Here is a 25,742-nt window from a genome sequence, read left to right as displayed (position 1 = left end):
CGCATCCCGGGAGGACACGTACCGGGAGCCGGGCATGTCGCCCGGCGCGGATCCCTTCATCGGGCCCGCCGTCTCTCCCGACGCCGGGGACTCGGCGAGTGCCGAGGGCGGGACAGCCGGCTCCGCGTGGTCGGGGCCGGTCGGGGGCGCGGCGAATGTCGAGGACGGGTCCACTGCCCCCGGACGGTCGGGACGTGCTGGGCGCGCGGCGATCGCCGGGGGTGGGGCACCCGGCTTCGGTGAGTCGGGGCGCGTTGGGGGCGCGGCGAATGTCGAGGGCGGGTCTGCTGCCCTCGGACGGTCGGGACGTGCTGGGCGCGCGGCGATCGCCGGGGGTGGGGCACCCGGCTTCGGTGAGTCGGGGCGCGTTGAGGGCGCGGCGAATAGCGAGGACGGGTCGGCCGGCTCCGGGAGACCGGGGCGTGTCGGGGACACAGCAAGCACCGAGGATGCGGCACCTGGCGCCGGCCGGCCGGGGGGTGCCCTGCACCTGGCGGGCCTCGATGGTCCGGCGTCGGGCGTGGGGGAGTCGGGGGGTGCTCCGCATGCGGCGGGTTCTGGTGGTTTGCCGTTCGGTATCGAGGAGTTGGGGGGTGCCCCGCGCGCGGCGGGCTCTGGTGGTTTGCCGTTGGGCGTGGGGGAGTCGGGGGGTGCTCCGCATGCGGCGGGTTCTGGTGGTTTGCCGTTCGGTCCCGAAGAGTCGGGGGGTGCCCCGCGCGTGGCGGGCTTCGAGGGTTCGCCGACCGGTGTCGAGGAGTCCGAACACGCCCCGCGCGCGGCGGGCTCCGGTGGTTCGGCGTCGGGACTGGGGGAGTCCGAACACGCCCCGCGCGCGGCGGGCTCCGGTGGTCCGCCGTCCGGCCCCGGGGAGCCTGGACACGCCCCGCACGACGCGGCCCCCGAGCGCCCGGGGTCCGGCCCCGGTCGGCCGGGACACTCGCGGCATCCACGAGATGCGGCGCACCCGTCGGCGGCGCGAGGCCGGGACGTCGCACGCTCCGCACCGCCCGCGCAACCCCGTACCCCCCGCTCGATGGCGGCCCCGGACCGTGACGGCGAACTGCGGCGCACCTTCCCCGCGCTCCCGTCCCGGAAGTCCGCGGACGAGGGTCTCGCCGGGACGTGGTGGGGCAACGCGTGGGTGACCGCGCTGGAGGAGGGCGCCCTGGACGCCGCGAGGCTGGGACGCGGGCGCGGATACGCCGAGCGGGGTCACGTGGACGCCATCACCGTGACGCCCGGGCTGGTCCTCGCCTACGTACAGGGCAACCGCGCCCGGCCGTACCGCGTGCAGGTGCGGCTGCGGACGCTCGGCGACGCCGACTGGGACCGGTTCCTGGACGCCGCCGTCGAACGGCCCGGACACATCGCCGCCCTCCTCGACAAGGAACTCCCCCACTCCCTGGCCGACCTCGCGGACCGGGGCGTCCCGCTGCTCCCCGGCCCCGGCGACCTCAGCCCGCAGTGCAGCTGCCCCGACTCCGGGCACCCCTGCAAGCACGCCGCCGCCCTCTGCTACCAGACGGCACGTCTGCTCGACGCCGACCCCTTCGTGCTCCTGCTGCTGCGCGGCCGGGGCGAACGCGAGCTGCTCGACGCCCTGTCCCGGCGCAACGCGGCCCGCGCGGCCCGCGCCGCCCAGGACCGGGGCCCGGCGCCGCTGCCCGGAGTCCGGGCCGGTGAGGCACTGGCCCGGCGCACCCTGCCGCCCCTCCCGGCGCCGCTGCCCGCGCCCCCGCACCCCGAACAGCCACCGGCCTACCCGGCCGCCCCCGGCGGTCCCGACCCGTTCGCCCTGGACCAGCTCGCCACCGACGCGGCCGCCCGCGCCCACGCCCTGCTCACCACCGGGCGCGACCTCGTCGGCGGGCTGACGCTGTGGCAGGACGCAGTCCGTCTCGCCGCGGCGCGCCCCGGTTCAGGACTCACCGCGGGCACCCGCGCGCTCTACGCGTCCCTCGTCTCGGCCACCGGGCGGGACACGGCGGAGCTGGCGCGGGCCGTGGCCGCCTGGCGGCAGGGCGGGCCGGACGGCCTCGACGTCCTGGAGGAGCCGTGGGACCCGCCGGCCGGCCGTTTCGACCGCGCCCGCCCCCTGCTGCTCGCCGCCGACCTCCCCGCCTTCCGTCCCTGGCGCAACCGCCTCACCCACCCCCGGGGCCATGTCCAGCTCAGACTCGGCCGGTCGGGCCTCTGGTACGCCTACGAGTCGGAGCCCGGCCGCGAGGACTGGTGGCCGCGCGGCACCCCCGACCTCGACCCGGTCGGCGCCCTGACCGGCCTGGGCACCCGAGTCGATCTCTGACTCCCCGGTACGAAGGGGGCGTTGTCTTCCGTCGACCGGATGGATAGCCTCACCCATGGCATGTGACATTGCACAGAGTGGTGTGGCGCATGGAGGAGGAGCCGGTTGACCCTCAAGGTCGTCGTCGTGGGCGCGGGAGTCGTCGGCGCCGCCTGTGCCTTCCACGCCGCCTCGGCGGGCCTGGACGTCACGGTCACCGACCGCGGACCCGTCGGCGCCGGGACGACGAGCCGCGGAGAGGGCAACGTCCTCCTCTCCGACAAGGAACCCGGCCCCGAACTCGTCCTGGCGCAGCTGAGCCGCACCCTGTGGGAGGAGGCAGGGCGGGAGCTCGGCCCCGACTCCCTCGAACTCGAGCCCAAGGGCGGCCTGGTCGTCGCGAGCAGTGCCGAAAGCCTCACCGCGCTCGGCGAGTTCGCCGCCCGGCAGGAGGCGGCCGGCGTCCGCGTCGAGCCGGTCGACCGGGTGCGGGACCTGGAACCCCACCTCGCGCCCGGGATCCCCGGAGGCGTCCACTACCCGCAGGACGCGCAGGTGCAGCCGGTGCTGGCGGCGGCCGCGCTGCTGCGAGCCGCCGTACGGCGCGGCGCGCGCTTCCACACGGGCGAGGTCGCCGGCGCGGTGACCGGCCGGGACGGCCACGTCACCGGCGTACGGACGAGCGCCGGTGACGCACTGCCCGCCGACGCCGTCGTCAACGCCGCCGGCACCTGGGGCGGCGAGGTCGGCCGGCGTCTCGGCGCGCCGATCGAGGTGCTGCCGCGCCGCGGCTTCGTCCTGGTGACCGAACCGCTGCCGCCGATGGTCCGGCACAAGGTCTACTCCGCCGACTACGTAGCCAATGTCGCCTCCTCCGACGCCGGACTGGAGACCTCCTGCGTCGTGGAGGGCACCCGCGGCGGCACGATCCTCGTCGGCGCCAGCAGGGAACGCGTCGGCTTCGACACGACGATGAACACCGCAGTGGTCACCAGGCTCGCCGCGCAGGCGTGCCGGCTCTTCCCCTTCCTGCGCGGAGCCCATCTGATGCGCGCCTACCGCGGATTCCGTCCGTACTGCCCCGATCATCTGCCCGTCGTCGGCCCCGACCCGCGGGCGCCGGGCGTCGTCCACGCCTGCGGGCACGAGGGTGCGGGCATCGGCCTCGCCGCCGCGACCGGCGCGCTGGTGACGGCCCACCTGCTCGGCCGCCCCTGGCGCGGCGCCGATCCGGCCGCGCACACCGGTCTTCTCCCCGACCGCTTCCTCACCACCCCCGGAGGTGCGCCCCAGTGAGCGAGATCGCCGTCGACGGCGAACCCCTGCCGTTCGTCGAGGGACAGACCGTCGCCGCGGCCCTCGTCGCCGTCGGCCGGGTCGCCTGGCGCACCACCCGCGTCGGGCACCGTCCGCGCGGCGTCTTCTGCGGCATCGGCGTCTGCTTCGACTGCCTCGTGACGATCGACGGAGCCGGCGGGCAGCGCGCCTGCATGGTGCGCGCCCGGCCGGGCATGACCGTCACGACGCGGGAGGACGACGATGAGTGAGCCGGCGGACCTCCTCGTCGTCGGCGCGGGCCCGGCCGGCCTGGCCGCGGCGGCCACCGCGCTGGCCGGCGGACTGCGCGTCGTACTGGTGGACTCCGGAGCCGCCGTCGGCGGCCAGTTCTGGCGGCACCCGCCGGAGCACGCGCGGGCCGCCCTTCCCACCGGGGACCTGCACCACGGACTGGGTGAATACCGCGCCCTGTGCGAGGCGTTGCCGGCGCACCGCGCGGCGGGCCGGCTCGACCTGCGCCTGGAACACCACGCGTGGTCCGCCGTCCGCGAGGAGAACGGTTTCGCCCTCCACGTGGCCGACCGCCGCGACGCGCCGCGGGAGACCGCGGCCGTCCTGCGCGCGCCGAGGCTTCTCGTGGCCACCGGCGCCTACGACCGTCAACTGCCCTTCCCCGGTTGGGACCTGCCCGGCGTCCTGACCGTCGGCGGTCTGCAGGCACTGCTCAAGGGCGGCGGGGTCGCCGCCGGGAGCCGCGTGGCACTGGGCGGCACCGGACCGTTCCTGCTGCCGGTGGCCGCCGCTCTCGCCGCGCGCGGCGTCGAGGTCGTCGCGGTGTGCGAGGCGGCCCGACCGCGGGCCTGGCTGCGACACCCCGGACCACTGCTGCGCAACCCGGGCAAGTGGGCGGAGGGAGCCGGGTACGCCGCCACGCTCGCGCGCCACCGCGTCCCGGTCCGTACGCGCACGGCGATCGTCGGCGCGGACGGAGACGAACGCGTGACGTCGGTGCGGATCGCCTCCCTGACACCGGACGGCAGCCCGCGCCCGGGTACGGAGCGACGCGTCGAGGCCGATGCCGTCGGTGTCGGCTGGGGCTTCGCACCCCAGCTCGACCTGCTCGTGCCCCTCGGCTGCGCCCTCGCGGACTCGGCCGACGGCAACGCGGTGGTCGCCGTCGACGGGGGGCAGCGCACCACCGTCGCCGGTCTCTACGCCGCGGGGGAGACCTGCGGTGTGGGCGGTGCGGCGCTCGCCGTGCACGAGGGCCGGCTGGCCGCGTACTCGGTGCTCGCCGACTCGGGCGCCGGCTCGGGCGTTGGCTCCGGCGCCGCATCCCGGGCGGTGAACGGGCGCCTGGCCGCGGTGCGTTCGGCGGCGGCCAGGCAACGCGCCTTCGCCCGGGCGGTGGCGCTGGCCCACCCGATTCCTCCCGCGTGGTCCGCGTGGCTCACCGACGAGACCGTCGTGTGCCGCTGCGAGGAGGTGACCGCGGGAGCCGTCCGGGCCGCCCGCGCCGACGGCGCGCACGACCACCGGCAGGTCAAGCAGCTGACCCGGGCCGGCATGGGCTGGTGCCAGGGGCGGATGTGCGGACCCGCCGTGCACTGCCTCACGGCGCGGGGGCGGGCCTACGAGCCCGCCGAACGACTCGTCGCGACGCCCGTCACCCTCGGCGCGCTCGCCGACCTCGACCAAGAGCCGACGGCGCCGGCAGCACCCACGGCACCCACAGCACCGAAGGACAACGGCGAAACCGACAAGGAGTGTTCATGAGCGAGACCCGCAAGCCCTGGCACGGCGTCATCGTGGCGACCAGCCTGCCGTTCCACGACGACCTCTCGGTCGACTTCGGCGCCTACGGCGAGAGCGTCGCCCACCTCGCCGAGCAGGGCATGCACGGTGTCGCGCCCAACGGCTCGCTGGGCGAGTACCAGACCCTCACCCACGAGGAGCGCGACCGCGTCGTGGAGACGGCCGTCGCGAACGCCCCCGAGGGGTTCACCGTCATGCCGGGCGTCGGCGCCTACGGCGGCAGGGAGGCCAGGCGGCACGCGCAGTTCGCCAAGGACGCGGGCTGCCAGGCGGTCATGTGCCTGCCGCCCAACGCCTACCGCGCCGACGACCGCGCGGTCCTCGAGCACTTCGAACTGGTCGCCTCGGCCGGTCTGCCCGTCACCGCGTACAACAACCCCATCGACACCAAGGTGGACCTGCGCCCCGACCTGCTGGCCAAGCTGCACGCCGAAGGATTCGTCGTGGGGGTCAAGGAGTTCTCCGGCGACGTCCGGCGCTGTTACGAGATCGCCGAACTGGCCCCCGGCCTCGACCTCATGATCGGCACCGACGACACCGTCCTGGAGGTGGCCCTGGCCGGCGCCAAGGGCTGGGTCGCCGGATACCCGCAGGTCTTCCCCCGCGCCTGCCTCGCGCTGTACGAGGCGTCCGTCGGGGGCGACCTGGAGACGGCCCTGCCGCTCTACCGCCGACTGCACCCGGTGCTGCGGTGGGACAGCAAGACGGAGTTCGTCCAGGCCATCAAGCTCGGCCAGGAGCTGACCGGTCGCCGCGGCGGTGTCTGCCGGCCGCCGCGACAGCCGCTGGGCCCGGAGACGGAGGCCGCCGTGCGCGCCGCCACCCAGGCCCTCGTCGACACCGGGGTGAACTGACGATGCGCTCGACGGTCTGCTACCACGCCGTCGACTCGCACACCGAGGGCATGCCCACCCGCGTGATCACCGGAGGAGTGGGCGTCCTCCCCGGCGCGACGATGTTCGAGCGACGGCAGCGCTTCGTCGCCGAACGCGACCACCTGCGTACCCTCCTCATGTGCGAACCGCGCGGGCACGCCTCGATGTCCGGGGCGATCCTGCAGCCGCCGACCCGTCCCGACGCCGACTACGGCGTGCTCTTCATCGAGGTCTCCGGCTGCCTGCCGATGTGCGGGCACGGGACCATCGGCGTCGCGACGGTCCTCGTCGAGACCGGCATGGTCGAGGTGACCGAGCCGGAGACCGTCGTCCGGCTGGACACACCGGCCGGACTCGTCACGGCCCGGGTGCGGGTGCGCGAGGGCCACGCCGAGTCGGTGACCCTGGAGAACGTGGCGTCGTACTGTCACGCACTCGACCAGGCCGTCGACGTCCCCGGCCACGGACAGGTGCGTTACGACATCGCCTACGGCGGCAACTTCTACGCCTTCGTCCGCACCGACGACCTCGGCATCCCCTTCGAGCGGGCACACAAGCAGCGGCTGCTCGACGCCGGTCTGGCCGTCATGGACGCGATCAACAAGCAGAACCCGGTGTCCCACCCGGAGCACCCGCAGATCGACGTCTGCCACCACGTCTACCTCGAAGCCCCGGGATCGACCGCGGAGCACTCCCGGCACGCCATGGCGATCCACCCGGGATGGTTCGACAGGTCGCCCTGCGGCACGGGCACCAGCGCCCGGATGGCACAGCTGCACGCCCGCGGTCTGCTGCCGGCCGGCCGGGACTTCGTCAACGAGTCGTTCATCGGCTCCCGGTTCGTCGGCCGGATCCTGGGGGAGACGACGGTCGGGGAGCGCCCGGCCGTCCTGCCCTCCGTCACCGGCCGCGCCTGGATCACCGGCACCGCGCAGTACCTGCTCGATCCCACGGACCCCTACCCGGCGGGCTTCACCCTCTGAGGGACGGGGCGGCGCCGTCCGCCCACAGGGTGCGCACATGCGCGAGATGCCGTCGCATGCACTCCTCGGCCTCGCCGCCGCGACCGGCCACCATCAGGTCGAGCAGTTCGACGTGCTCCTGGGCGGAAGCGACCAGCCGCCCCGTCTCGTTCAGACTGCCCAGCCCGAACAGGCGCGAACGCTTGCGCAGGTCGGCCACCACCTCGACGAGATGCTGGTTGCCGGCCAGGGCCAGCAGCTCCAGGTGGAACCGGTGATCGGCTTCGAGGTACTTGAGGACGTCGTGCTCCCTGGCCGCGGTGACGATCTGCTGCGCCAGCGGCCGCAGCGCCTCCAACTGCCGCGCGGTCGCGGTCGCGGCGACGCGTGCCACGGTGGGCACCTCGATCAGGGTGCGGATCTCGGTGAACTCGTCGAGGTCCCGTTCGGTCATCTCCGTGACGCGGAACCCCTTGTTGCGCACCGCCTCGACCAGGCCCTCCCTGGCCAGGTCCAGCATGGCCTCGCGCACCGGAGTGGCGGACACGCCCAGTTCGGCGGCCAGGGTGGGGGCGGAGTAGACGACGCCGGGACGCAGGTCGCCCGCGATGAGAGCGGCCCGGAGCGCGTTGGCGACCTGGTCGCGCAGATGGGTCTGGACGGAGATCGCCTGGGACTTGAGATGCGGCATCCGTGCTCCTGCGTCCGACCGGCAAACGGGGCCTCACCATACAATGTCACGTTGCGCAGACGGCCGGAGCGGTGCGCGCCCGCCCATGTCCGGTTCTCGACGGTCCGCCTTAAATGCCTGGACTGTGAACCCCGTTCGACGGGAGACTTCCGACTTCCGAACCACCGGGAGTGTGATGGGGACAACGGATACACGGGGACCGGCGCCGGGCAGGAGCGCGGTCGTCCTGGCGCTGCGCCACTACGGCCAGGAACTGCTGCGACTGCGCAGGCTCGCGCTGCCCGCACTGCTGCTGCCGGCCGTGGGCAACATCGGAATCCGCTACGTCGCGCCTCTGCTGATCGCCAAGCTGGCCGGGCAGGCGGCCGACGACGGCGGTCCGACCCTCGGCCGGGCGCTGCCGTACGTGCTGGGTTTCGGCGTGACGCTGCTGCTCGCCGAGGCCGTGTGGCGGGTCGGGCAGCACTGCCTGAACCGGGTGGACGCGCTCGGCATGGAGCACCTGTACGTGCGCGGCATGGACGAACTCCTCGCCAAGGACGCAGCGTTCTTCCACGACAACTTCGCCGGCTCACTGACCAAACGCGTGCTCAGCTTCGGCAAGCGCTTCGAGGACTTCGTCGACACGGTGACGTACCGGATCGTGGGCAGCCTCGTCCCCCTGGTCTTCGGCGCCGTCGTGCTGTGGGCCTACGAACCGATGCTCGTCGTCGGCCTGTTCGTGATGATCGCGCTGACGGTGACGGCGGCGACACCGCTGATCCGCCGCCGGCAGCGGCTCGTCGACGACCGGGAGGCGGCGATCGCCCGGGTCTCCGGCCATGTCGCCGACAGCCTCATGAACATGGAGACCGTCCGGGCGTTCGCGGCCGAGCGGCGGGAGGGCGGCGAACACCGCAGCCGGGTCGCGGAGTCCCGGCGCCTGACGCTGAGGTCGTGGGACTACGGCAACCTGCGCGTCGACACCCTGATCGCGCCCATGTCCGTACTGACCAACGTGCTGGGCCTGCTGATCGTCCTCGCCTTCGGCGGTCCGGGCCTGGGGGTCGAGGAGCTCGTCGTCGCCTTCACCTACTACTCCAACGCCACCCAGATCATGTTCGAGTTCAACCAGATCTACCGGCGTCTCGAAAGCTCCATGACCGAGGCCGCGCAGTTCACCGAGCTGCTCCTCGACCCGCCCACCGTGCTGGACGCCGACGAACCCGAACCGCTCGCGCCGCGGGACACCGGCGTCCGCTTCGAGGCCGTGACCTTCGCCCACACGGGGGCCGAGCCGATCTTCCGGGGACTCGACCTGGACGTGCCCGCGGGTGCGCGGATCGGCCTGGTCGGCAGGTCGGGCGGCGGCAAGACCACGCTCACCCGGCTCCTGCTGCGGATGTCGGACATCGACCGCGGACGCGTCCTGATCGGCGGCCAGGACATCAGCCGCCTGCGCCAGACCGACCTGCGCTCCCTGATCGCCTACGTCCCGCAGGAACCGGCCATGTTCCACCGCAGCCTGCGGGACAACATCGCCTTCGCCCGGCCGGACGCCACCGACGAGGAGATCCACGCGGCCGCCGCGGCCGCACACGTCACGGAGTTCGCCGAGCAGCTCCCCGACGGTTTCGCCACGCTGGTGGGGGAGCGGGGAGTGAAACTCTCGGGCGGTCAGCGCCAGCGCGTCGCCCTCGCCCGGGCCATCCTGCGCGACGCCCCGATCCTGCTGCTCGACGAGGCGACCAGCGCGCTGGACTCGGAGAGCGAACTCCTCGTCCAGGACGCCCTGTGGCGGCTGATGGACGGCCGTACGGCCCTCGTGGTCGCCCACCGCCTGAGCACCGTCGCCGGCATGGACCGCCTCGTCGTCCTCGACCGCGGACGCGTCGTCGAGCAGGGAAGCCACGAGAAGCTGCTCGCGGCGGACGGCGCCTACGCCCGGCTGTGGCGGCACCAGTCGGGAGGCTTCCTCGGCGAGAGCACGGAGTCGGCGCCCCGCGACCCTGTTGCCAAGGCCGGTCCCGGAGGCCCGGCCGCGGACCCCCGCCCCGGCGATCCGCACGGACCGGCCGACCCGGTGCCGGTGCCGTGACGGTCGCCCGGGGCGCGCACCGCGACCCCGGCCGGCCGGGCAACCGAACGAGTGAGCGCCGTCCGGTTTGCCGGCGGTCGGGGAAGGCACTCCGAGAGTGTCCCTCCCACCCGCTCAGGAGAGCCCCATGACCCAGGTCGCCGACTCCGTCGACGCGTGCACGGTCGACGCGGTCGACGTGCACGCCTTCGAGATCCCCACCGACGGCCCCGACGGCAGGGAGCAGGACGGCACCCTGGAGTGGGACGCCACGACCCTCGTCCTCGTCCGGGTGCACGCGGGCGGCAGGACCGGCCTCGGCTACACCTACGGCGACGTCTCCGCCGCCACGTTCGCGCAGTCGAAGCTGGCCCCGGTGATCGAGGGCGCGAGCATCGCCGCACCGGCGGCGCTGAGCCACCGGATGGCCGCGCGGATCCGCAACGCGGGCCGTCCCGGCGTCGGGGCCATGGCCCTGTCCGCCGTCGACGTGGCGCTGTGGGACCTCAAGGCGCGACTGCTGGACCTCCCCCTGGTCCACCTCCTGCCGGCCCACCACGACCGGGTGCCCGTCTACGGCAGCGGCGGCTTCACCAACTACTCCCTGGACCGGCTCACCGGCCAGCTCACCGGATGGGTCGCACAGGGCATCCCCCGCGTCAAGCTGAAGACGTCCCGGCAGCCGGAGCGCGACGCCGAACGCCTCACCGCCGTACGCGAGGCGATCGGCGCCGCACCGGAGCTGTTCGCCGACGCCAACGGCGCCCTCGGCCGCAAGGAGGCCCTGTACTGGGCGCAGCGGTTCCACGACGAGTGGGATGTCCGCTGGTTCGAGGAGCCCGTCGGCTCAGCGGACCTGGAGGGCCTGCGGATGCTGCGCGAGCGGGGTCCGGCACGGCTGGAGATCGCCGCGGGGGAGTACGCGTTCACCGCCCAGGACTTCGCCAACCTCGTGGACGGCGCCAGCGGTCCGGCCGTCGACTGCCTCCAGGCCGACGTCACCCGCTGCGGCGGCATCACCGGCGTGCTGGAGATCGCCGGTCTCTCGGGCGTCCGGCACGTCGACCTGTCCGCGCACTGCGCCCCGGCGATCTCCGCCCACGCCTTCTGCGCCGTGCGCCGGCTGCGGCACCTGGAGTACTTCCACGACCACGTGCGCGTCGAGCGGCTGCTGTTCGACGGCATCCTGTCGCCCGACGGCGGCGCCCTGCGCCCCGACACCGGCCGTGCGGGACTCGGCCTCGACGTCAAGTGGTCCGACGCGGAGCCCTACCGCGTCCTCGGTACGCGACCGGCCTGACCGGTGCCCGCCGCAGCCCCGACGTGCCGTGTCAGGACGACGCGTCGGGTCAGGAGACGGCGGCGACGGATCGTCCCGCCCAGTCCGGAGCGGGTTCGGTCAGCTCCGCGAGGCGGCGCCGGACCGCCTCCGGGAACTCGGCGGCCCGGCCCGCCCGCCGGTCGACGTGGACCGCGAGCAGTTCGGTCGTCGCCACCGGGGCCGCGCCGGGCGCCGGTTCCGCCTGCGGTTCGGCCACCACGTACATCTCGTGCGCGAAGCGCGCCTTGCGGGCGGCCGCGCCCAGCACCCTGGTGCGGAGCGCCAGATGGGCGGCCTCGGGCACGTCCCGGAGGAAACGGATGTGGGACTCGACCGTGTAGAGGGAGCAGCCGGTGGACTCGCGGTAGCCGGAGTCCAGGCCGGTCCCGAGCATCAGCGCGTCCGTGGCGTGGCCGAAGACGAGGACGTAGAACGCCTCGCTCATATGGCCGTTGTAGTCGATCCACTCCGGGCGGACCGTGCTGTGGAACAGCGGAAGCCCGGTCATCGGGAGGAGCCCTTCTCGCGGTCCAGGCGGCCGGTGGCGCGCAGTACGTCGATGACCCCGCGGTCGCGTTCGGCCACCAGGTCCGCCATGGAGCGGCCGTCCGCCGCCTCGTCGCAGCCCGCCACCACGGCGTCGTACAACTCCTTGTCCAGCTCGGGTGCTTCCAGCCGCGTCCACGGCGACTTCAGGGACGGGCCGAAGTGGTCCAGCATGTGCGCCATGCCGCCCTCGCCGCCCGCGAGCGCGAACGTCAGCATCGGGCCCATCACCGCCCAGCGAAGTCCCGGTCCCTCGGTGATCGACAGGTCTATGTCCCGGACCGTCGCCTCGCCGTTCGCGACCATGTGCAGCGCCTCGCGCCACAGGGCCTCCTGGAGGCGGTTCGCGATGAAGCCGGGCACCTCGTTGTCCATCGTGATGACGGACTTGCCCGCGACCTCGTAGAAGCGGGCGGCCCGGGCGACCGCTTCGGCGCCGGTGCGCTCGCCGCCGGCGACCTCCACGAGCGGGATGAGGTAGGGCGGGTTGAACGGGTGGCCGACGACCAGGCGCGAGGGGTCCGCGGCCGACGTCTGCATGTCGGTCATCGGATAGCCGGAGGTCGAGGAGGCGATGACGACGCCGGGCGGTGTCGCCGCGTCCAGCCGGGCCAGCAGATCACGCTTGAGGTCGAGTTTCTCGGGCGCGCTCTCCTGTACGAACTCGGCGTCCGCCACGGCCTGTTCGAGGGTGTCGGCCACGGTCAGCCGGTCGGTGGAGGCGCCCTCGGCCAGGCCGAGGGAGGTGAGGGCCGGCCATGCCGCGTCGACCAGGCGGCGCAGCCTGTGCCCGGCGTCGGGCGCGGGGTCCCAGGCGGTCACGTCGTAGCCGCGCGCCAGGAAGTGGGCGACCCAGCCGCCGCCGATGACGCCGGCGCCGACACAGGCGACACGGCGGACGTTCTCGGGCGAGGTCGTCTCGGGTGAGGTCATGAGAGGAATCCTTCGTCGTCGCGGCGGGTCACTTGCGCGGCTTGAGGCCGAGGGTGGCGCGGGCCTCGTCCGGGGTCGCGACACGTGCGCCGATCGACTCGGTGATGGTCACGGCCCGCTCGACGAGCTGGGCGTTGGTCGCCTTGTTGCCCTTGCCCAGGTACAGGTTGTCCTCCAGGCCCACGCGGACGTGGCCGCCCAGCAGGATCGCCTGCGCGACCCACGGCATCTGCATCCGGCCGAGCGCGAAACTCGCCCAACGCGCCCCGTCCGGCAGCATGTTGACCATCGACTGGAGCACTCCGGGGTCCGCGGGCGCGCCCCACGGGATGCCCATGCACAGCTGGAACACGGTCGGGTCGTCCAGCAGGCCCTCCGCGAGGAGTTGCTTGGCGAACCAGAGCTGACCCGTGTCGAAGATCTCCAGCTCGGGCCGCACGCCCAGCTCCTGGATGCGCCGCGCGCCCGCGCGCAGCATGTCGGGTGTCGAGACGTAGAGGTTCGAGCCGTCGCCGAAGTTGAGCGAGCCGCAGTCCAGTGTGCAGATGTCGGGAAGCAGGTCCTCGACGTGCGGAAGGCGTTCCAGACCGCCGACGAGGTCGGTGCCGGGCAGGTGGGTGAGCGGGTCGTCCGGGTCGACGACCAGATCGCCGCCCATGCCGGCGGTGAGGTTGATGACGACGTCGGTGCCGGTCTCCTTCACGCGTTCGACGACTTCCCGGTACAGCTTCGGGTCGCGAGAGGGAGCGCCGGTCTCCGGGTCGCGTACGTGGATGTGGACCACGGCCGCCCCGGCGGCGGCCGCCTCCACGGCGTTCCTCGCTATCTGCTCCGGGGTGACGGGGACGTGGGGGCTCTTGCGGACGGTGTCGCCGGCGCCGGTGAGCGCACAGGTGATGACGACGTTCTCGGTCATGGGCATACGGGGATCTCCGAATCGCGGCGGCCCCGGGTCACGGAGCCAGGATCGTGTGGGTCACGTGGGTGGTCAGCGCCGCGTGCATGGCCTCCGCGGCACTGTCGGACGACGGCCCGCTCACCGAGAGGACGTGCGTGGCCAGGCCGTCGATCAGCGCGGTCAGCGTCAGCGCGGCGGCCTGCGGATCGACCCCGGCGCGGAACACGCCCTGGTCGACGCCTCTGCGTACGACGTCGGCGACGGTCTCCCGCCACTGCCGGTAGTACTCGGAGTGCAGCCGGCCCACCGCCGTGGAGCGCGCGGCCTCGGCCCACAGGTCGAGCCAGACCGCCCACTGGCGGCGCTGCTGCGTGGTGCGCGGCGTCTGCAGCGCGACGAGCTGGCGCAGCTCCGTCGCGGCGTCGTCCGCCTCGGCGAGGAGGGCGGCGCGGCGGGCGGTGTCCTCGTCCATGCACCAGCGCACGGCCGCCTCCAGCAGTTCGGCGCGGCCCGGGAAGTGGTAGTGGATCGCGGCACTGCTGGTGGCGCAGGCGCGGGCGATGTCGGCGACCCGCACCGCGTGGAAACCGTGCTCCGCGATCAGCCGCACCGTCTCGCGGACGATCTGCAGCGGTCGCCCGCCCTCCACGCCGGCCGCCGGCACCGCGGTCCTCTCGCGGGACCGGGTGCCGAGCAGCCGGCCCGCGTCGACCCGGCCCTCGTCGGCGATCCTCGCCAGCTCCGCGGCAGTGAAGCGGCGGGTGCCGCTCAGCGAACGCGAGAGCTTGGACGGATCCATCACGACACGGCGGGCGAACTCGCGCTGGCTGACGCCCGCGGCCGCGATGACCTCGCGGACGCGGGCGGCGGTGTCGACGGCCGGTGCGCCGTCGAGGGCGTCGTCGGTTTCCACGGGCCACGACCCTAGGCATGTGTTGCGGAAAACTCAACACCCGATCGCAGATAACCTGCTGATGAACAGCATATTGAGATGTCTGACTGGTGTGCCAGTCAGGTCCGCGACGGTCGGGAGGGACTGCCGACGCGGAAGCGGTCGCACGCCCGTTCCATCACGGTTGAGTACCGAGCCCGGAACTATGGCTTCCGTCACAGCTGTCGTGATCATGTCCTGGTGGGATCACCGAATGCTCGGTTTCATCGTCCGGCTCCTGCCCTTCTGGGTCCGCGAGCCCCTGCTCATCGCGTTCGGGTCTCTCGCCGGCGTACGCCTCGGGTATCTCGCCCTCAGCGAGAAGGACTGGGTCCTGGCCGGGATCGGCGCGGCGTTCCTGGTGGGCACCGCGGTGCACATCCGCACGGTGCTGCTGGCCCTGCGCGCCCGCCGGCACCCCGCTCCGGCCGCCGCCGGAGCCGGGGCGATCCCGGCCGCCCCGGCCCCGGCCGCCCCGGCCGTGCGAAAGAAGGAGCCCAACGCGTGGGGCCAGGCCTTCGCGGCCGTCGCCGTGGTCGCGGCACTCGCGGCCGCGGCGTGGCTGGGTCCGAAGCTGCTGCCCTCCGAGGCCCACGGTGCGCCGCATGCCGTCCCGTGTCCGGGCGGGCAGGAGACGGAGCTGCCGAGCGCCTACAAGGAGACCTCCCGGGTGGTGACCGGCGCGGAACTGTGCGAGGCGCTCAACACGCCCGATCTGGCCCGGCTCCTCGGCACACCGGCGGAGACCGCGACCGGGGTGTCCGCCTCCAGCAACACCGCTCTCCTGACCGACGGGAAGGTCGCCCAGCCGGAGGCCGAGGTCGAGTTCGACACGTACACCGTGCACGTCTCCGTCACCTACAACGACCTGTCGGTCGCCCAGTACGTGAAACTGATGGAGTACGGCGACGAGATCGACGTCAGGAAGCTCGAGGTCCTCGGCCGGCCCGCGGTCCTGTCCTCGGACCACACCATGAAGATCGAGATCGATCTCGGCGGCGGAGGATCCGGCGGACCGGTCGGACCGGGCCCCCTGGCCCGGACGCTGGCCGTGGCCCTCGACGCGAAGGACCGCGGCGGCTACTGCGAGGTCACCGTGTGGAGCACGTCCGAAGCCCTCCCGGACGACGACGTCCTCCTCGACATCACGCAGAAGCTCCTCCCGGCCGTCACCGAGCGCAAGGTGTGACAAGACGCTCGCCGGTACGTCCGCGCCGTCGTCCGGCGTGTCCCGGAACCCTCGCGGGGCACTGGGGGAACGATGCATGTTCCCGGGCAGTGCGCAGCCGGGCCGGAGCGGAGGACACACGTGGAACAGCGGGACGCGGCCGAGCGGTACGGCGAGAGCGTGGCGGCGGACCCGGGCGGTGCCGCGGAGGCCGGTGAAGCGGCGCACGCCGTACCGGACGCGCGGCGGCGCATCCCGCGCACCGACGCACTGCTGCGCGACCCCCGCCTCCTGGACGCGGCGGACCGGCTCGGTCCGGAGCGGGTCAAGTCGGCGGTCCGCGACGCACAGCGGCAGGCGAGGGAGGGTGCCGTACCCCCGGACGGGGTGGCCGACGCGGCGATCGCCCTCCTGCCGCGGACGGCGTGCGGACTCCGTCCGGTGATCAACGCGACGGGGGTGCTGCTCCACACGAACCTCGGCCGGGCGCCGCTGTCCGCCGCCGCCCGGCAGGCGGTACAGGACGCCGCCGGTCCCACCGACGTCGAACTGGACCTGGAGACCGGCGTACGGGCCCGTCGCGGCCGGACCGCGCTGGCCGCGCTGCGGGCCCGGGTACCGTCCGCCGCCGCGGTGCACGTCGTCAACAACGGAGCCGCCGCGCTGGTACTCGCCGCCACCGCACTGGCCGCCGGCAAGGAAATCGTGGTCGGCCGCGGGGAGATGGTGGAGATCGGGGACGGCTTCCGGCTGCCCGACCTCCTGGTATCCACCGGGGCCCGGCTGCGCGAGGTCGGCACGACCAACCGCACGACCGCCGAGGACTACGCCCGGGCCATCGGCCCCGAGACGGCCTTCGTCCTGAAGGTGCACCCCTCCAACTTCCGCATCACGGGATTCACCCGCGCCGCCGGCATCGCCGAACTGGCACCCCTCGGCGTCCCGGTGGTCGCCGACATCGGGTCGGGTCTGCCGGCCCCGCATCCGCGGCTGCCGGAGGAACCGGACGCCCGGAGCCAACTGGAGGCCGGAGCAGCCCTGGTGACCGCCAGCGGGGACAAACTGCTGGGCGGACCCCAGTGCGGACTGGTCCTCGGCCGGGAGGACCTGGTCCGCACCCTGTCCCGGCATCCGCTCGCCCGGGCGCTGCGGGTCGACAAACTGACCCTGGCCGCGCTGGAGGCCACGTTGACCGGCCCGAGGACGCCCACCGAACAGGCCCTGGACGCCGACCCGCAGGAGCTGTCCCGACGTGCCGAGCGGCTGGCCGCCGAGTTGCGGGCGGACGGCGTCGACGCGCGGGCGGTCGGCAGCCGGGCCACCGTGGGCGGGGGCGGCGCACCCGGCGTGACGCTGCCGAGCGCGGCGCTGTCGCTGCCCGAGCCGTACGCCGGCGCCCTGCGCAGGGGAGCCGTTCCCGTGGTCGGACGGCTGGACGGGGGACGGTGCCTGCTGGACCTGGGGTCGGTACCGGCCGAGGACGACCGGCGGCTGGCCGGGGCCGTGCGCCGCGCCGGCACCGACGGGAGGTAGGCAGATGCGGGTACTGGCCACCGCCGGGCACGTCGACCACGGCAAGTCCGCCCTGGTCCGGGCCCTGACGGGCATGGAGCCCGACCGCTACGAGGAGGAGCGGCGCCGCGGACTCACGCTCGACCTCGGCTTCGTCTGGACCCGGCTGGAGCCGGACGCCCTGGGCGGGCCCGACGGGGAGCACCTCGCCTTCGTCGACGTACCGGGCCACGAGCGGTTCGTCTCCACCATGCTGGCGGGCGTCGGCCCGGTGCCGGGCGTTCTCTTCGTGGTCGCCGCCGACCAGGGATGGCAGCAGCAGTCCCAGGAGCACCTGGAGATCCTGGACGCGCTCGGCGTCCTGCACGCCGTGCTCGCCGTGACCCGCAGCGACCTGGCCGACCCAGGACCGGTGCGGGCGGACGCCGTCGAGCGGCTGGCCGCCACCTCGCTGGGCACCGTGCCGTCCGTGGCGGTCAGCGCCGTGACGGGCACGGGACTGGACGGACTGCGCGGCGAACTCGCCCGGCTGAGCGCCGCGTTGCCCGTCCCGCCCGCCGACGCCGACGTACGGCTGTGGCTGGACCGCGCCTTCACCGTGCGCGGCCACGGCACGGTCGTCACCGGCACCCTGGGGGCGGGCACCCTGCGCGTCGGCGACCGGCTCGTGACGGGAGACGGCACGAGCACCCTGCGGGTACGCGGACTGCAGTGCCTGCACGAGGAGCGGACGTCGGTCGGCGGCGTGGCACGGGTGGCGGTCAACCTCCACGGCGGCGCCGGCGTCCCGCTCGGCCGGGGCCAGGTACTGCTCACCCCCGGCCGCTGGCCGCACACCACCGTCGCCGACGTCCGGGTGCACGCGACGCCGGTGGCCGACCTCCCGCGGACGCTCACCCTGCACATCGGGACCGCCGCCGTGCCGGTGACCGTCCGGCCGCTGGGCGAGGACACCGCCCGGCTGACCCTGACCCGCGGAATCCCGCTGCGGGTCGGCGACCGGGCCGTCCTGCGGGAGGCGGGCGGACGCCGCGCCCCGTGCGGCCTGACCGTGCTGGACGTGGCACCGCCGCGGCTGACGCGGCGCGGGGCGGCCCGGACCAGGGCGGCCGAGCTGACGGCCATGACCGGCCGGCCGGACGGCACCGCGGAACTGCGCCGACGCCGGCTCGTCCGCCGGCCGGAGCTGGAGGCCATGGGAATCACCGCTCCCGCCCCGCCCGTCACCGGCGACTGGCTGGCCGACCCCGCGCACTGGGCCGCACTGCGCGCCCGTCTGGCGGCGGAGGTGGCCCGGCACGCCGAGCAGCACCCGCTGGACCCTGGGCTCCCCACCGAAGCGGCCAGGCACCTGCTCGGCCTGCCGGACCGCGCCCTCGTCCAGGCCCTCGTCGACACGCCGGGCGAGCCGGTACTGAGCCACCGTCAAGGGCGCCTGCACGGGCCCGGCGGCACGCGGCCGTCGCTGCCGCCGCCGGTCCGCAGCGCCGTCGACGCCCTGGAGAAGGACCTGCGCCGGTCGCCGTACCGCGCGCCCGAGGCAGGCCGGCTCGCCGAACTGGGGCTGGACCACAGGACACTGGCCGCCGCCGTCGCGGCCGGGGCGCTGCTGCGCATCGCCGAGGGCGTCGTGCTGCTGCCCGGCGCGGACACGGACGCCGCCGCCGTACTCCGCTCGCTGCCCCAGCCGTTCACACTGAGCGAGGCACGCCGCGCCCTCGACACCACGCGCCGGGTCGCCGTACCCCTGCTGGAGCTGCTGGACCGACGCGGACACACCGAGCGCGTGGACGGCCGGCGCCGGCGCTGCCGGGAGACCGCGGGGAGCGGAGGCGGACGGGAATCGAACCCGCCTGTCCGAGATCCTCGGACACCTCGGTTTTGAAGACCGGGAGGGCCACCAGGCACCCACACGCCTCCACCGCCCGGCCAGGCTACAGGAACGCTGTGTTCCGCAGACGACCGAACCGAACCACCCCACCGGAGGGACCAGCCATGACGACCGTCCGTGAAACCCCCGTACGGCTCACCCAGTTCGCGTACGGCGGTGGCTGTGCCTGCAAGATCCCGCCGGGGGAACTGGAGGACGTGCTCGGCGGCCTCACCCCCTCCGGGACGGCCCCGGCCGACGCCTCCCTGCTCGTCGGGCTGGCCACGGGCGACGACGCCGCGGTGGTCACCCTGCCCGCGGCGGGCGGCGCCCCGGCCCAGGCGGTGGTCTCCACGGCGGACTTCTTCACGCCGGTCGTCGACGACGCCTACGACTGGGGCCGCATCGCCGCGGCCAACGCCCTGTCGGACGTCTACGCCATGGGCGGCCGGCCGCTGGTCGCCGTGAACCTGCTGGCCTGGCCCCGCGACGTGCTGCCGTTCGACCTCGCGCGCGAGGTGCTGCGCGGCGGACTGGACGTCGCCTCCGAGGCCGGCTGCCACGTGGGCGGCGGACACAGCGTCGACGACCCGGAGCCCAAGTACGGCATGGCCGTCACCGGCGTCGCGGACCCGGAGCGGCTGCTGCGCAACGACACGGGCCGCGCCGGGCTGCCGCTGTCGCTCACCAAGCCCCTCGGCCTCGGCGTCCTCAACAACCGGCACAAGGCCACCGGCGAGCGGTTCGAGCAGGCCGTGGCGACGATGGTGGCGCTCAACCGGGACGCGTCCGAGGCGGCCCTGGCGGCCGGGGCCACCTGCGCCACCGACGTCACCGGCTTCGGCCTGCTGGGCCACCTGCACAAGCTCGCCCGCGCCTCCGGGGTCACCGCCGTGCTCGACACCGCCGCCGTGCCCTGCCTCGACGGAGCCCGGGAGGCCGTCCGGGACGGGTACGTCAGCGGTGGCACCCGGCGCAACCTGGAGTGGGTGGCCCCGTTCACCGACTTCGGCGACGCCGACGCCGACACCCGGCTGCTCCTCGCCGACGCGCAGACCTCCGGCGGGCTGCTGGTGGCGGGCGAGGTGCCGGGCGCCCCCGTCATCGGGGAACTGGTGCCGAAGGGCGCGCACTCCGTCGTCCTGGGGTGAGCGGAGGGCTCACGGCTCGGTGCCGGTGTCCTCGTCGATGCCGGCCCGCGTCCGGTAGTCCCGCACCAGCTCCAGTGCGGCCGGTCCCCTCGGGCGGCGGCCCGCCCTGATGTCGACGGCGAACGCCTTGGCCTCCTGGATGTGGCTGTTCGGGTCCAGGGACAGGTGCAGCAGCTCGTTCGCCGCGTCGCCGGTGGCGTAGCCGTTGGGGCCCCAGTGGTAGGGCAGGCCGACCTGGTGCAGCCGCCGGCCCTGCACGGTGAGCGGCGCCATGCGGTCGGTGACCAGGACCCGCGCCTCGACCACGCCCCGGGCGCTGACGATCGTCGCCCAGCCGGTGTGCTCCAGCCCGCGCGCGGCGGCCAGCTCGGGGGAGACCTCGCAGAAGAACTCCGGCTGGAGCTCGGCGAGATAGGGCTGCCAGCGGGACATGCCGCCCGCGGTGTGATGCTCGGTGAGCCGGTAGGTGGTGGCGACGTAGGGGAAGACCCCGGAGCCGGGCTCGGTGCCGCTGGGCTGGTAGCGGTTGTCCGGGTGCGGCGGCAGCAAGTGGCGTACGGGGTTGCGCTGTTGGGTGTACAGCAGGTTCGGGAAGGGCGAGTCCTGCGGCTCGTAGTGCGTGGGCAGCGGGCCGTCGGTGAGACCGGACGGCACGTACAGCCACGCCTTGCCGTCCGCCTGCATGATGAACGGGTCGTTCCCGGCCAGGGCCGCCGGTCCCCTGGCGTCCGGCGGCGGCACGTGGTCGGGGGCCTTGTCCGGCTTGAAGTCGGGGACGTCGTGGCCCGTCCAGGAGCCCTCGTCCGCGTCCCACCACACCAGGGCCTTGCGCTCGCTCCACGGCCGGCCCTCCGGGTCCGCCGAGGCGCGGTTGTAGAGGATGCGCCGGTTGGCGGGCCAGGCCCAGCCCCACTCCTTCGCGACCCAGTCCTGCTCCCGGCCCGGCTTGCGGCGGGCCGCCTGATTGACACCGTCCTTGTAGACCCCGCAGTAGATCCAGCAACCGCAGACCGTCGACCCGTCGTCGCTCAGCTCCTCGTACGAGGACAGCGGGTCGCCGTCGGCGTCGCGGCCGTTGATCTCGGCCAGGACGGCCTCCGCGTCCGGTTCGGCGTGCTCGCCCTTCACGGGATAGTCCCAGGTCAGGTCGAGCAGTGGCCGGTCCATCTCGTCGGTGGACGCCGCGAGCTTCTCCCGGACGATCCGCCCGAGGTGGTAGGTGAACCAGAGGTCGCTGCGGGCCTCGCCGGGCGGCTCGACGGCCTGGTGGTGCCACTGCAGCAGACGCTGGGTGTTGGTGAAGCTGCCGTCCTTCTCGGTGTGCGCGGCGGCCGGCAGGAAGAACACCTCGGTGCCGATGTCCTCGGTGCGCATCTCGCCCGTCTCGATCTCCGGACCGTCCTTCCACCAGGTGGCCGACTCGATGAGGGAGAAGTCCCGCACGACCAGCCAGTCCAGGTTGGCCATCCCCAGGCGCTGCAGCTTGGCGTTGGCCGAGCCGACGGCGGGGTTCTCGCCCATGAGGAAGTAGCCCTTGCAGACGCCCTCCAGCTGGGCCATCACCGTCTCGTAGGTGGAGTGCGAACCGGTCAGCCGCGGGAGGTAGTCGAAGCAGAAGTCGTTGGCGTCGGTGGCCGCCTCACCCCAGTACGCCTTGAGGAGGCTGACGAGGTAGGAGCGCATGTTGCCCCAGTAGCCCTTGCGGGCCGCCTCCGCCTCGACGAAGGCGCCGAGGTCCTGCTGCTGGTGGGCGTGCGGCATGGGGATGTAGCCCGGCAGCAGGTTGAACAGCGTCGGGATGTCCGTGGAGCCCTGGATGGAGGCGTGGCCGCGCAGGGCGAGGATGCCGCCGCCCGGCCGGCCGATGTTGCCCAGCAGGCTCTGCAGGACCGAGGCGGCACGGATGTACTGCACGCCCACCGTGTGCTGGGTCCAGCCGACCGCGTAGGCGAACGCCGTCGTCCGCTCCCGCCCCGAGTTCTCCGTCACCAGCTCGCACACCTGGCGGAAGACGTCCTGCGGCACGCCGCAGACCTGCTCGACCACCTCGGGCGTGTAACGGGCGTAGTGCCTCTTGAGCACCTGGAAGACGCAGCGCGGGTGGGTCAGGGTCTCGTCCCGCTCCGGTTCGCCCTCGCCGATGTCGGCACCGCCCGAGCCGTGCGCCTCGCCGCGGGCGGCCTCCGTCACGCTGCTGCCGCCCCCGGTCCGCTTGTCGTACTCCAGGTCGCGCTCGCCCGACGCCGCCTGCATCTCCGTGCCCTCGTACTGCCAGCTGCCGTTGTCGTAGCTGCGGCTGTCGGGGTCGAGACCGGAGAAGACGCCGTCCAGGTCCTCCGTGTCGCGGAAGTCCTCCCGCAGGACGACCGGCCCGTTGGTGTAGGCGACCACGTAGTCGCGGAAGTAGGCGTCGGTCCGCAGGACGTGGTTGATGATCCCGCCCAGGAAGGCGATGTCCGATCCGGCGCGCAGCGGCACGTGGACGTCGGCCAGGGCGCTGGTGCGGGTGAAGCGCGGGTCGACGTGGATCACCTTCGCGCCCCGGGCCTTCGCCTCCATCACCCACTGGAACCCGACCGGATGGCACTCGGCCATGTTCGAGCCCTGGATCACGATGCAGTCGGAGTGCTGCAGATCCTGCTGGAAGGTGGTCGCGCCGCCGCGGCCGAACGAGGTTCCCAGACTGGGAACGGTGGAGGAGTGTCAAACACGCGCCTGATTCTCGATCTGCACCGCGCCCATGGCGGTGAACAGCTTCTTGATCAGGTAGTTCTCCTCGTTGTCCAGCGTCGCCCCGCCGAGACTGGCGACACCGAGGGTGCGCCGGGTGCGGGTCTCGTCGACCTCCCACTGCCAGCCCGAGCGCCGCGCCGCGATCACCCGGTCGGCGATCATGTCCATCGCCGTGTCCAGGTCCAGCCGCTCCCACTCGCCGCCGTGCGGGCGGCGGTACAGGACGTGGTGCTCGCGGGCACCGCCGGTGGTGAGCTGGAGGCTGGCCGAGCCCTTGGGGCAGAGGCGGCCGCGGGAGATCGGGGAGTCGGGATCGCCCTCGATCTGGGTGACGCGGTCTCCCTCGACGTAGACGTTCTGTCCGCAGCCCACCGCGCAGTAGGGGCAGATCGACTTGACGACCCGGTCGGCGGAGGCGACCCGCGGGGTCAGACGCGCGCTGGTCCCGCTCTTGGCGGCGGCCCCGCGGCCCAGGGGATCGGTCCCCTTCAGCTGGCGGTAGACCGGCCAGGAGTCGATCCAGGTACGTACGCCCATCACCCCTGCCCTTCCCTCGGAGCCGTAGCGCGGCAGCGCCCTCGCGTCGGCCGTGCGAGTGCCCCGCTCCGCCCGGGTCAATCACCCGTGAGCCGTTCCCGCTGGGGCAGGACCGTGTACTTGGGGTCCTCGGCGGAGGCGACCCCGGCGTGGAAGACACCGAACCGCAGGGCGGCGGAACCGGTGAGGAGGGCCGCACCCGCGAGTGCGGCGACCGCCCGGCCGCGCCCGCCGGCACCCGCCCCGAGCACGGCGCCCACGGAGGTGAGCGTCTCGGCCGCGCGGAGCAGCGTGCGTGCTCTGCCCTTCTCGAAGGGCTCCGCGGTCAGCCCCATGCGCCGCTTCATCACCCGGAACGACCCGAGCTCGAGAAGGGCGCCCAGCACGGCCATGCGCCGCGCGGGGCCCGTCTGACCGGCCGGCGCGCAGACCAGGGCCAGCCCCGCGGCGGCGGTGGCCCCGGACCCGGCGAAGACGTACGGCAGCTCGCGGTGCCCCTCGTGCCAGGACGGCACGGCCGTGTCGGAGACCAGCACGGCGGTGTAGGTGGCGACCGCGGGGCCCAGTACGGCGGCGGACGCCGTGGCGGCCGTGCCCACCAGGCGGTACCTGCCGGTGACGTCGGCGGCGGCAGCGGCGATCGTGAGCGGCGCGTAACCGGCCAGCAGCCACGACCCCACGCTCATCGGGGACGTCGGCTTGAAGACGCGGAGCATGTTGAGGAAGCGGGCGGGGCGGCCCAGGTCGTGCACCAGCGCGGCCAGGGACAGCGAGACGGCGCCCGCCGCCCCCAGCCCGGCCGTCCGGGCGAGCGCGGGCCGGGCGGTGGCGCGGGCGCCGGCGGCCAGCAGCGAGGAGGCGCCCGCGAGCCCGCCCAGGTACAGGTAGCCCGCGATGTCCAGGGCCTTCCACGTCGGCCTGTTCAGGATCGGCCTGCCGTAGTACGAGGAGAACTCGGCGTCGGGCACCATCGCCCGCTCGCCCCGGCCCCTGCGCCGCCGGCGGCGCCCGGCCTGGGCGCCGGTGAGGGCGTCGCGGCCGGGGCGGGCGCCCTCCACGCCGTCCCGGGTGACGTCGGAACCGGTCATCGCGGCCTCCTGGCGAAGCTGACGGCGGCGAGCGCGGCGAGCGAGGCGGCGGCCGTCGCCGCGTGCCGCCACATGGCGGGCAGGTCGCGGGTGGTGACGACCGGGTCGGGCGGCAGGCCGTACACCTCGGGTTCGTCCAGCAGCAGGAAGAAGGCGCCGTCGCCGCCGACCCCGTCGTCCGGGTCGGCGCCGTACAGGCGGGCGTCCTCGACCCCGGCGGAGTGCAGCCGGGCGACCCGGTCCGCGGCCCGCTCGCGCAGCTCGTCCAGCGGGCCGAACTGGATGGAGTCGGTCGGGCAGGCCTTGGCGCAGGCGGGTTCCATGCCGACGCCGAGCCGGTCGTAGCACAGGGTGCACTTCCAGACCCGCCCGTCGTCGGGACGCTGGTCGATGACCCCGTACGGGCAGGCGGGCACGCAGTAGCCGCAGCCGTTGCAGATGTCCTCCTGGACCACGACCGTGCCGAACTCGGTGCGGAACAGCGAGCCCGTGGGGCACACGTCCAGGCAGGCGGCGTGGGTGCAGTGCTTGCACACGTCCGAGGACATCAGCCAGCGCAGCTCGGTGCGGCCCTCCGGGGCCACGGGAGAGATCTCCCCGGCGGGCGCCGCGGCAGGCGGTCCGTCACCGGGCGGGGGAGCGGTCGAGCCGGGGCCCGGCGAGGAGGGCGAGGTGCCCAGCGCGCCCGCGGCGGCGAAGACGTCGACCGCTTCGTGGCCGACGCCGGGTTCCTGACCGCCCAGCGGCTTGCGCTGCTCGATGAAGGCCACGTGCCGCCAGGTGTCCGCGCCGAGCCCCTGGGTGTTGTCGTAGGACATCCCGGTCAGTTCCAGACCGTCCTCGGGGATCGCGTTCCACTCCTTGCACGCCACCTCGCACGCCTTGCACCCGATGCACACGGAGGTGTCCGTGAAGAACCCCATACGGGGCGGGGCATCCGGATACCCCGCGGCACGCGCCACCTCAGGCTGCGGCCCGGACAACTGGTTCACGCCCGGCCCGGCGGCCGGGACCTCGCTGTCGTCCGTCATCTCCGGGCCTCCTCGTCACGGGCGTGACATGAGTGCCCCGCGGCGTCCGCCCCAAACGGGCG

General features: G+C 74.0%; 18 protein-coding genes, 1 tRNA gene and 2 pseudogenes. 12 read left to right on the top strand and 9 right to left on the bottom strand.

Annotated features, from left to right (window positions below):
- Positions 1-1,003: 1,003 nt before the first annotated feature.
- The 6 genes and pseudogenes from ACIQFU_RS13955 to ACIQFU_RS13930 form a co-directional block, all read left to right on the top strand.
- Positions 1,004-2,305: pseudogene (locus ACIQFU_RS13955) on the top strand (SWIM zinc finger family protein); the annotation flags it as partial.
- Positions 2,306-2,410: 105 nt separating this feature from the next.
- A complete protein-coding gene (locus tag ACIQFU_RS13950) occupies positions 2,411-3,580 on the top strand; it encodes an NAD(P)/FAD-dependent oxidoreductase (protein ID WP_402551328.1) in 1,170 nt (389 codons plus the stop codon).
- A complete protein-coding gene (locus tag ACIQFU_RS13945) occupies positions 3,577-3,831 on the top strand; it encodes a (2Fe-2S)-binding protein (RefSeq protein WP_402551326.1) in 255 nt (84 codons plus the stop codon). Before ACIQFU_RS13950 ends, ACIQFU_RS13945 begins: the two co-directional genes overlap by 4 nt.
- On the top strand, positions 3,824-5,338 hold the full coding sequence (locus ACIQFU_RS13940; protein WP_402551324.1) for an NAD(P)/FAD-dependent oxidoreductase: 1,515 nt from the start codon (positions 3,824-3,826) through the stop codon (positions 5,336-5,338). The genes ACIQFU_RS13945 and ACIQFU_RS13940 overlap by 8 nt, the downstream gene beginning before the upstream one ends.
- A complete protein-coding gene (locus ACIQFU_RS13935) occupies positions 5,335-6,231 on the top strand; it encodes a dihydrodipicolinate synthase family protein (RefSeq protein ID WP_402551323.1) in 897 nt (298 codons plus the stop codon). The genes ACIQFU_RS13940 and ACIQFU_RS13935 overlap by 4 nt, the downstream gene beginning before the upstream one ends.
- Positions 6,232-6,233: 2 nt before the next feature.
- Positions 6,234-7,235, top strand: a complete 1,002-nt coding sequence (locus ACIQFU_RS13930) for a proline racemase family protein (protein ID WP_402551321.1) — start codon at positions 6,234-6,236, stop codon at positions 7,233-7,235.
- Here the strand turns inward: ACIQFU_RS13930 and ACIQFU_RS13925 are convergent.
- Positions 7,225-7,905 carry a GntR family transcriptional regulator gene (locus ACIQFU_RS13925; RefSeq protein WP_402551319.1) on the bottom strand — a complete coding sequence of 227 codons (681 nt, stop codon included), beginning with the start codon at positions 7,903-7,905 and terminating at the stop codon, positions 7,225-7,227. The genes ACIQFU_RS13930 and ACIQFU_RS13925 overlap by 11 nt on opposite strands.
- A 175-nt stretch (positions 7,906-8,080) precedes the next feature.
- On the opposite strand from ACIQFU_RS13925, the gene ACIQFU_RS13920 reads away from it, so the two are divergent.
- The gene (locus ACIQFU_RS13920) at positions 8,081-9,982 is read left to right on the top strand and encodes an ABC transporter ATP-binding protein (protein WP_402551317.1); all 1,902 of its coding nucleotides are present in this window, start codon (positions 8,081-8,083) and stop codon (positions 9,980-9,982) included.
- A 127-nt stretch (positions 9,983-10,109) separates the two neighbouring features.
- Positions 10,110-11,261, top strand: coding sequence for an enolase C-terminal domain-like protein (locus ACIQFU_RS13915; protein WP_402551315.1), 1,152 nt, complete (start codon positions 10,110-10,112; stop codon positions 11,259-11,261).
- A gap of 49 nt (positions 11,262-11,310) precedes the next feature.
- Here ACIQFU_RS13915 and ACIQFU_RS13910 read toward each other — a convergent pair whose 3' ends face one another.
- From ACIQFU_RS13910 to ACIQFU_RS13895, 4 genes are read right to left on the bottom strand one after another with little or no spacing between them, the layout of a single operon-like run.
- On the bottom strand, positions 11,311-11,790 hold the full coding sequence (locus ACIQFU_RS13910) for a thioesterase family protein (protein ID WP_402551313.1): 480 nt from the start codon (positions 11,788-11,790) through the stop codon (positions 11,311-11,313).
- Positions 11,787-12,761, bottom strand: a complete 975-nt coding sequence (locus tag ACIQFU_RS13905; protein WP_402551312.1) for a 3-hydroxyacyl-CoA dehydrogenase NAD-binding domain-containing protein — start codon at positions 12,759-12,761, stop codon at positions 11,787-11,789. Before ACIQFU_RS13905 ends, ACIQFU_RS13910 begins: the two co-directional genes overlap by 4 nt.
- 28 nt (positions 12,762-12,789) lie before the next feature.
- Positions 12,790-13,683: a 3-keto-5-aminohexanoate cleavage protein gene (locus tag ACIQFU_RS13900; RefSeq protein ID WP_402551311.1), complete on the bottom strand. Its 894-nt coding sequence runs from the start codon at positions 13,681-13,683 to the stop codon at positions 12,790-12,792.
- 31 nt (positions 13,684-13,714) lie between these two features.
- Complete coding sequence (locus ACIQFU_RS13895) at positions 13,715-14,572, bottom strand: TetR family transcriptional regulator C-terminal domain-containing protein (protein WP_402551310.1); 858 nt, start codon at positions 14,570-14,572, stop codon at positions 13,715-13,717.
- Positions 14,573-14,804: 232 nt separating this feature from the next.
- On the opposite strand from ACIQFU_RS13895, the gene ACIQFU_RS13890 reads away from it, so the two are divergent.
- The 3 genes and pseudogenes from ACIQFU_RS13890 to ACIQFU_RS13880 all read left to right on the top strand — a co-directional run.
- A complete protein-coding gene (locus ACIQFU_RS13890) occupies positions 14,805-15,779 on the top strand; it encodes a DUF6215 domain-containing protein (RefSeq protein WP_402551308.1) in 975 nt (324 codons plus the stop codon).
- Positions 15,780-15,938: 159 nt separating this feature from the next.
- Positions 15,939-17,291 carry an L-seryl-tRNA(Sec) selenium transferase gene (gene selA / locus ACIQFU_RS13885; RefSeq protein ID WP_402551399.1) on the top strand — a complete coding sequence of 451 codons (1,353 nt, stop codon included), beginning with the start codon at positions 15,939-15,941 and terminating at the stop codon, positions 17,289-17,291.
- A 4-nt stretch (positions 17,292-17,295) separates the two neighbouring features.
- Positions 17,296-19,062 (top strand): annotated as a pseudogene (locus ACIQFU_RS13880) (SelB C-terminal domain-containing protein); the annotation flags it as partial.
- Between the two features lie 35 nt (positions 19,063-19,097).
- Here ACIQFU_RS13880 and ACIQFU_RS13875 read toward each other — a convergent pair.
- Positions 19,098-19,190 (bottom strand) — tRNA-Sec (locus tag ACIQFU_RS13875).
- Positions 19,191-19,265: 75 nt separating this feature from the next.
- On the opposite strand from ACIQFU_RS13875, the gene selD reads away from it, so the two are divergent.
- Positions 19,266-20,291, top strand: coding sequence for a selenide, water dikinase SelD (gene selD / locus ACIQFU_RS13870; protein ID WP_402551306.1), 1,026 nt, complete (start codon positions 19,266-19,268; stop codon positions 20,289-20,291).
- 9 nt (positions 20,292-20,300) lie between these two features.
- On the opposite strand, the gene fdh is transcribed toward selD, so the two are convergent.
- The 3 genes from fdh to ACIQFU_RS13855 all read right to left on the bottom strand — a co-directional run bounded on the left by fdh (position 20,301) and on the right by ACIQFU_RS13855 (position 25,680).
- On the bottom strand, positions 20,301-23,561 hold the full coding sequence (gene fdh / locus ACIQFU_RS13865) for a formate dehydrogenase (protein WP_402551304.1): 3,261 nt from the start codon (positions 23,559-23,561) through the stop codon (positions 20,301-20,303).
- Between the two features lie 77 nt (positions 23,562-23,638).
- Positions 23,639-24,649 carry an NrfD/PsrC family molybdoenzyme membrane anchor subunit gene (nrfD, locus tag ACIQFU_RS13860; RefSeq protein ID WP_402551303.1) on the bottom strand — a complete coding sequence of 337 codons (1,011 nt, stop codon included), beginning with the start codon at positions 24,647-24,649 and terminating at the stop codon, positions 23,639-23,641.
- Positions 24,646-25,680, bottom strand: a complete 1,035-nt coding sequence (locus ACIQFU_RS13855; RefSeq protein WP_402551302.1) for a 4Fe-4S dicluster domain-containing protein — start codon at positions 25,678-25,680, stop codon at positions 24,646-24,648. Before ACIQFU_RS13855 ends, nrfD begins: the two co-directional genes overlap by 4 nt.
- Positions 25,681-25,742 lie beyond the last annotated feature (62 nt).

The organism is Streptomyces sp. NPDC093065 (genome assembly GCF_044754585.1).
GTDB lineage: Bacteria > Actinomycetota > Actinomycetes > Streptomycetales > Streptomycetaceae > Streptomyces.
This window is presented reverse-complemented; position numbering and strand designations above follow the sequence as displayed.

What these genes read in the sequence shown, in the direction of transcription:
- ACIQFU_RS13910 (WP_402551313.1), bottom strand. Translation starts at nt 11,790, where the DNA reads ATGACCGGGCTTCCGCTGTTCCACAGCACGGTCCGCCCGGAGTGGATC.
- ACIQFU_RS13935 (WP_402551323.1), top strand. Translation starts at nt 5,335, where the DNA reads ATGAGCGAGACCCGCAAGCCCTGGCACGGCGTCATCGTGGCGACCAGC.
- ACIQFU_RS13890 (WP_402551308.1), top strand. Translation starts at nt 14,805, where the DNA reads ATGCTCGGTTTCATCGTCCGGCTCCTGCCCTTCTGGGTCCGCGAGCCC.
- ACIQFU_RS13855 (WP_402551302.1), bottom strand. Translation starts at nt 25,680, where the DNA reads ATGACGGACGACAGCGAGGTCCCGGCCGCCGGGCCGGGCGTGAACCAG.
- ACIQFU_RS13940 (WP_402551324.1), top strand. Translation starts at nt 3,824, where the DNA reads ATGAGTGAGCCGGCGGACCTCCTCGTCGTCGGCGCGGGCCCGGCCGGC.
- nrfD (WP_402551303.1), bottom strand. Translation starts at nt 24,649, where the DNA reads ATGACCGGTTCCGACGTCACCCGGGACGGCGTGGAGGGCGCCCGCCCC.
- ACIQFU_RS13900 (WP_402551311.1), bottom strand. Translation starts at nt 13,683, where the DNA reads ATGCCCATGACCGAGAACGTCGTCATCACCTGTGCGCTCACCGGCGCC.
- ACIQFU_RS13930 (WP_402551321.1), top strand. Translation starts at nt 6,234, where the DNA reads ATGCGCTCGACGGTCTGCTACCACGCCGTCGACTCGCACACCGAGGGC.
- selD (WP_402551306.1), top strand. Translation starts at nt 19,266, where the DNA reads ATGACGACCGTCCGTGAAACCCCCGTACGGCTCACCCAGTTCGCGTAC.
- ACIQFU_RS13920 (WP_402551317.1), top strand. Translation starts at nt 8,081, where the DNA reads ATGGGGACAACGGATACACGGGGACCGGCGCCGGGCAGGAGCGCGGTC.
- ACIQFU_RS13905 (WP_402551312.1), bottom strand. Translation starts at nt 12,761, where the DNA reads ATGACCTCACCCGAGACGACCTCGCCCGAGAACGTCCGCCGTGTCGCC.
- ACIQFU_RS13925 (WP_402551319.1), bottom strand. Translation starts at nt 7,905, where the DNA reads ATGCCGCATCTCAAGTCCCAGGCGATCTCCGTCCAGACCCATCTGCGC.
- ACIQFU_RS13915 (WP_402551315.1), top strand. Translation starts at nt 10,110, where the DNA reads ATGACCCAGGTCGCCGACTCCGTCGACGCGTGCACGGTCGACGCGGTC.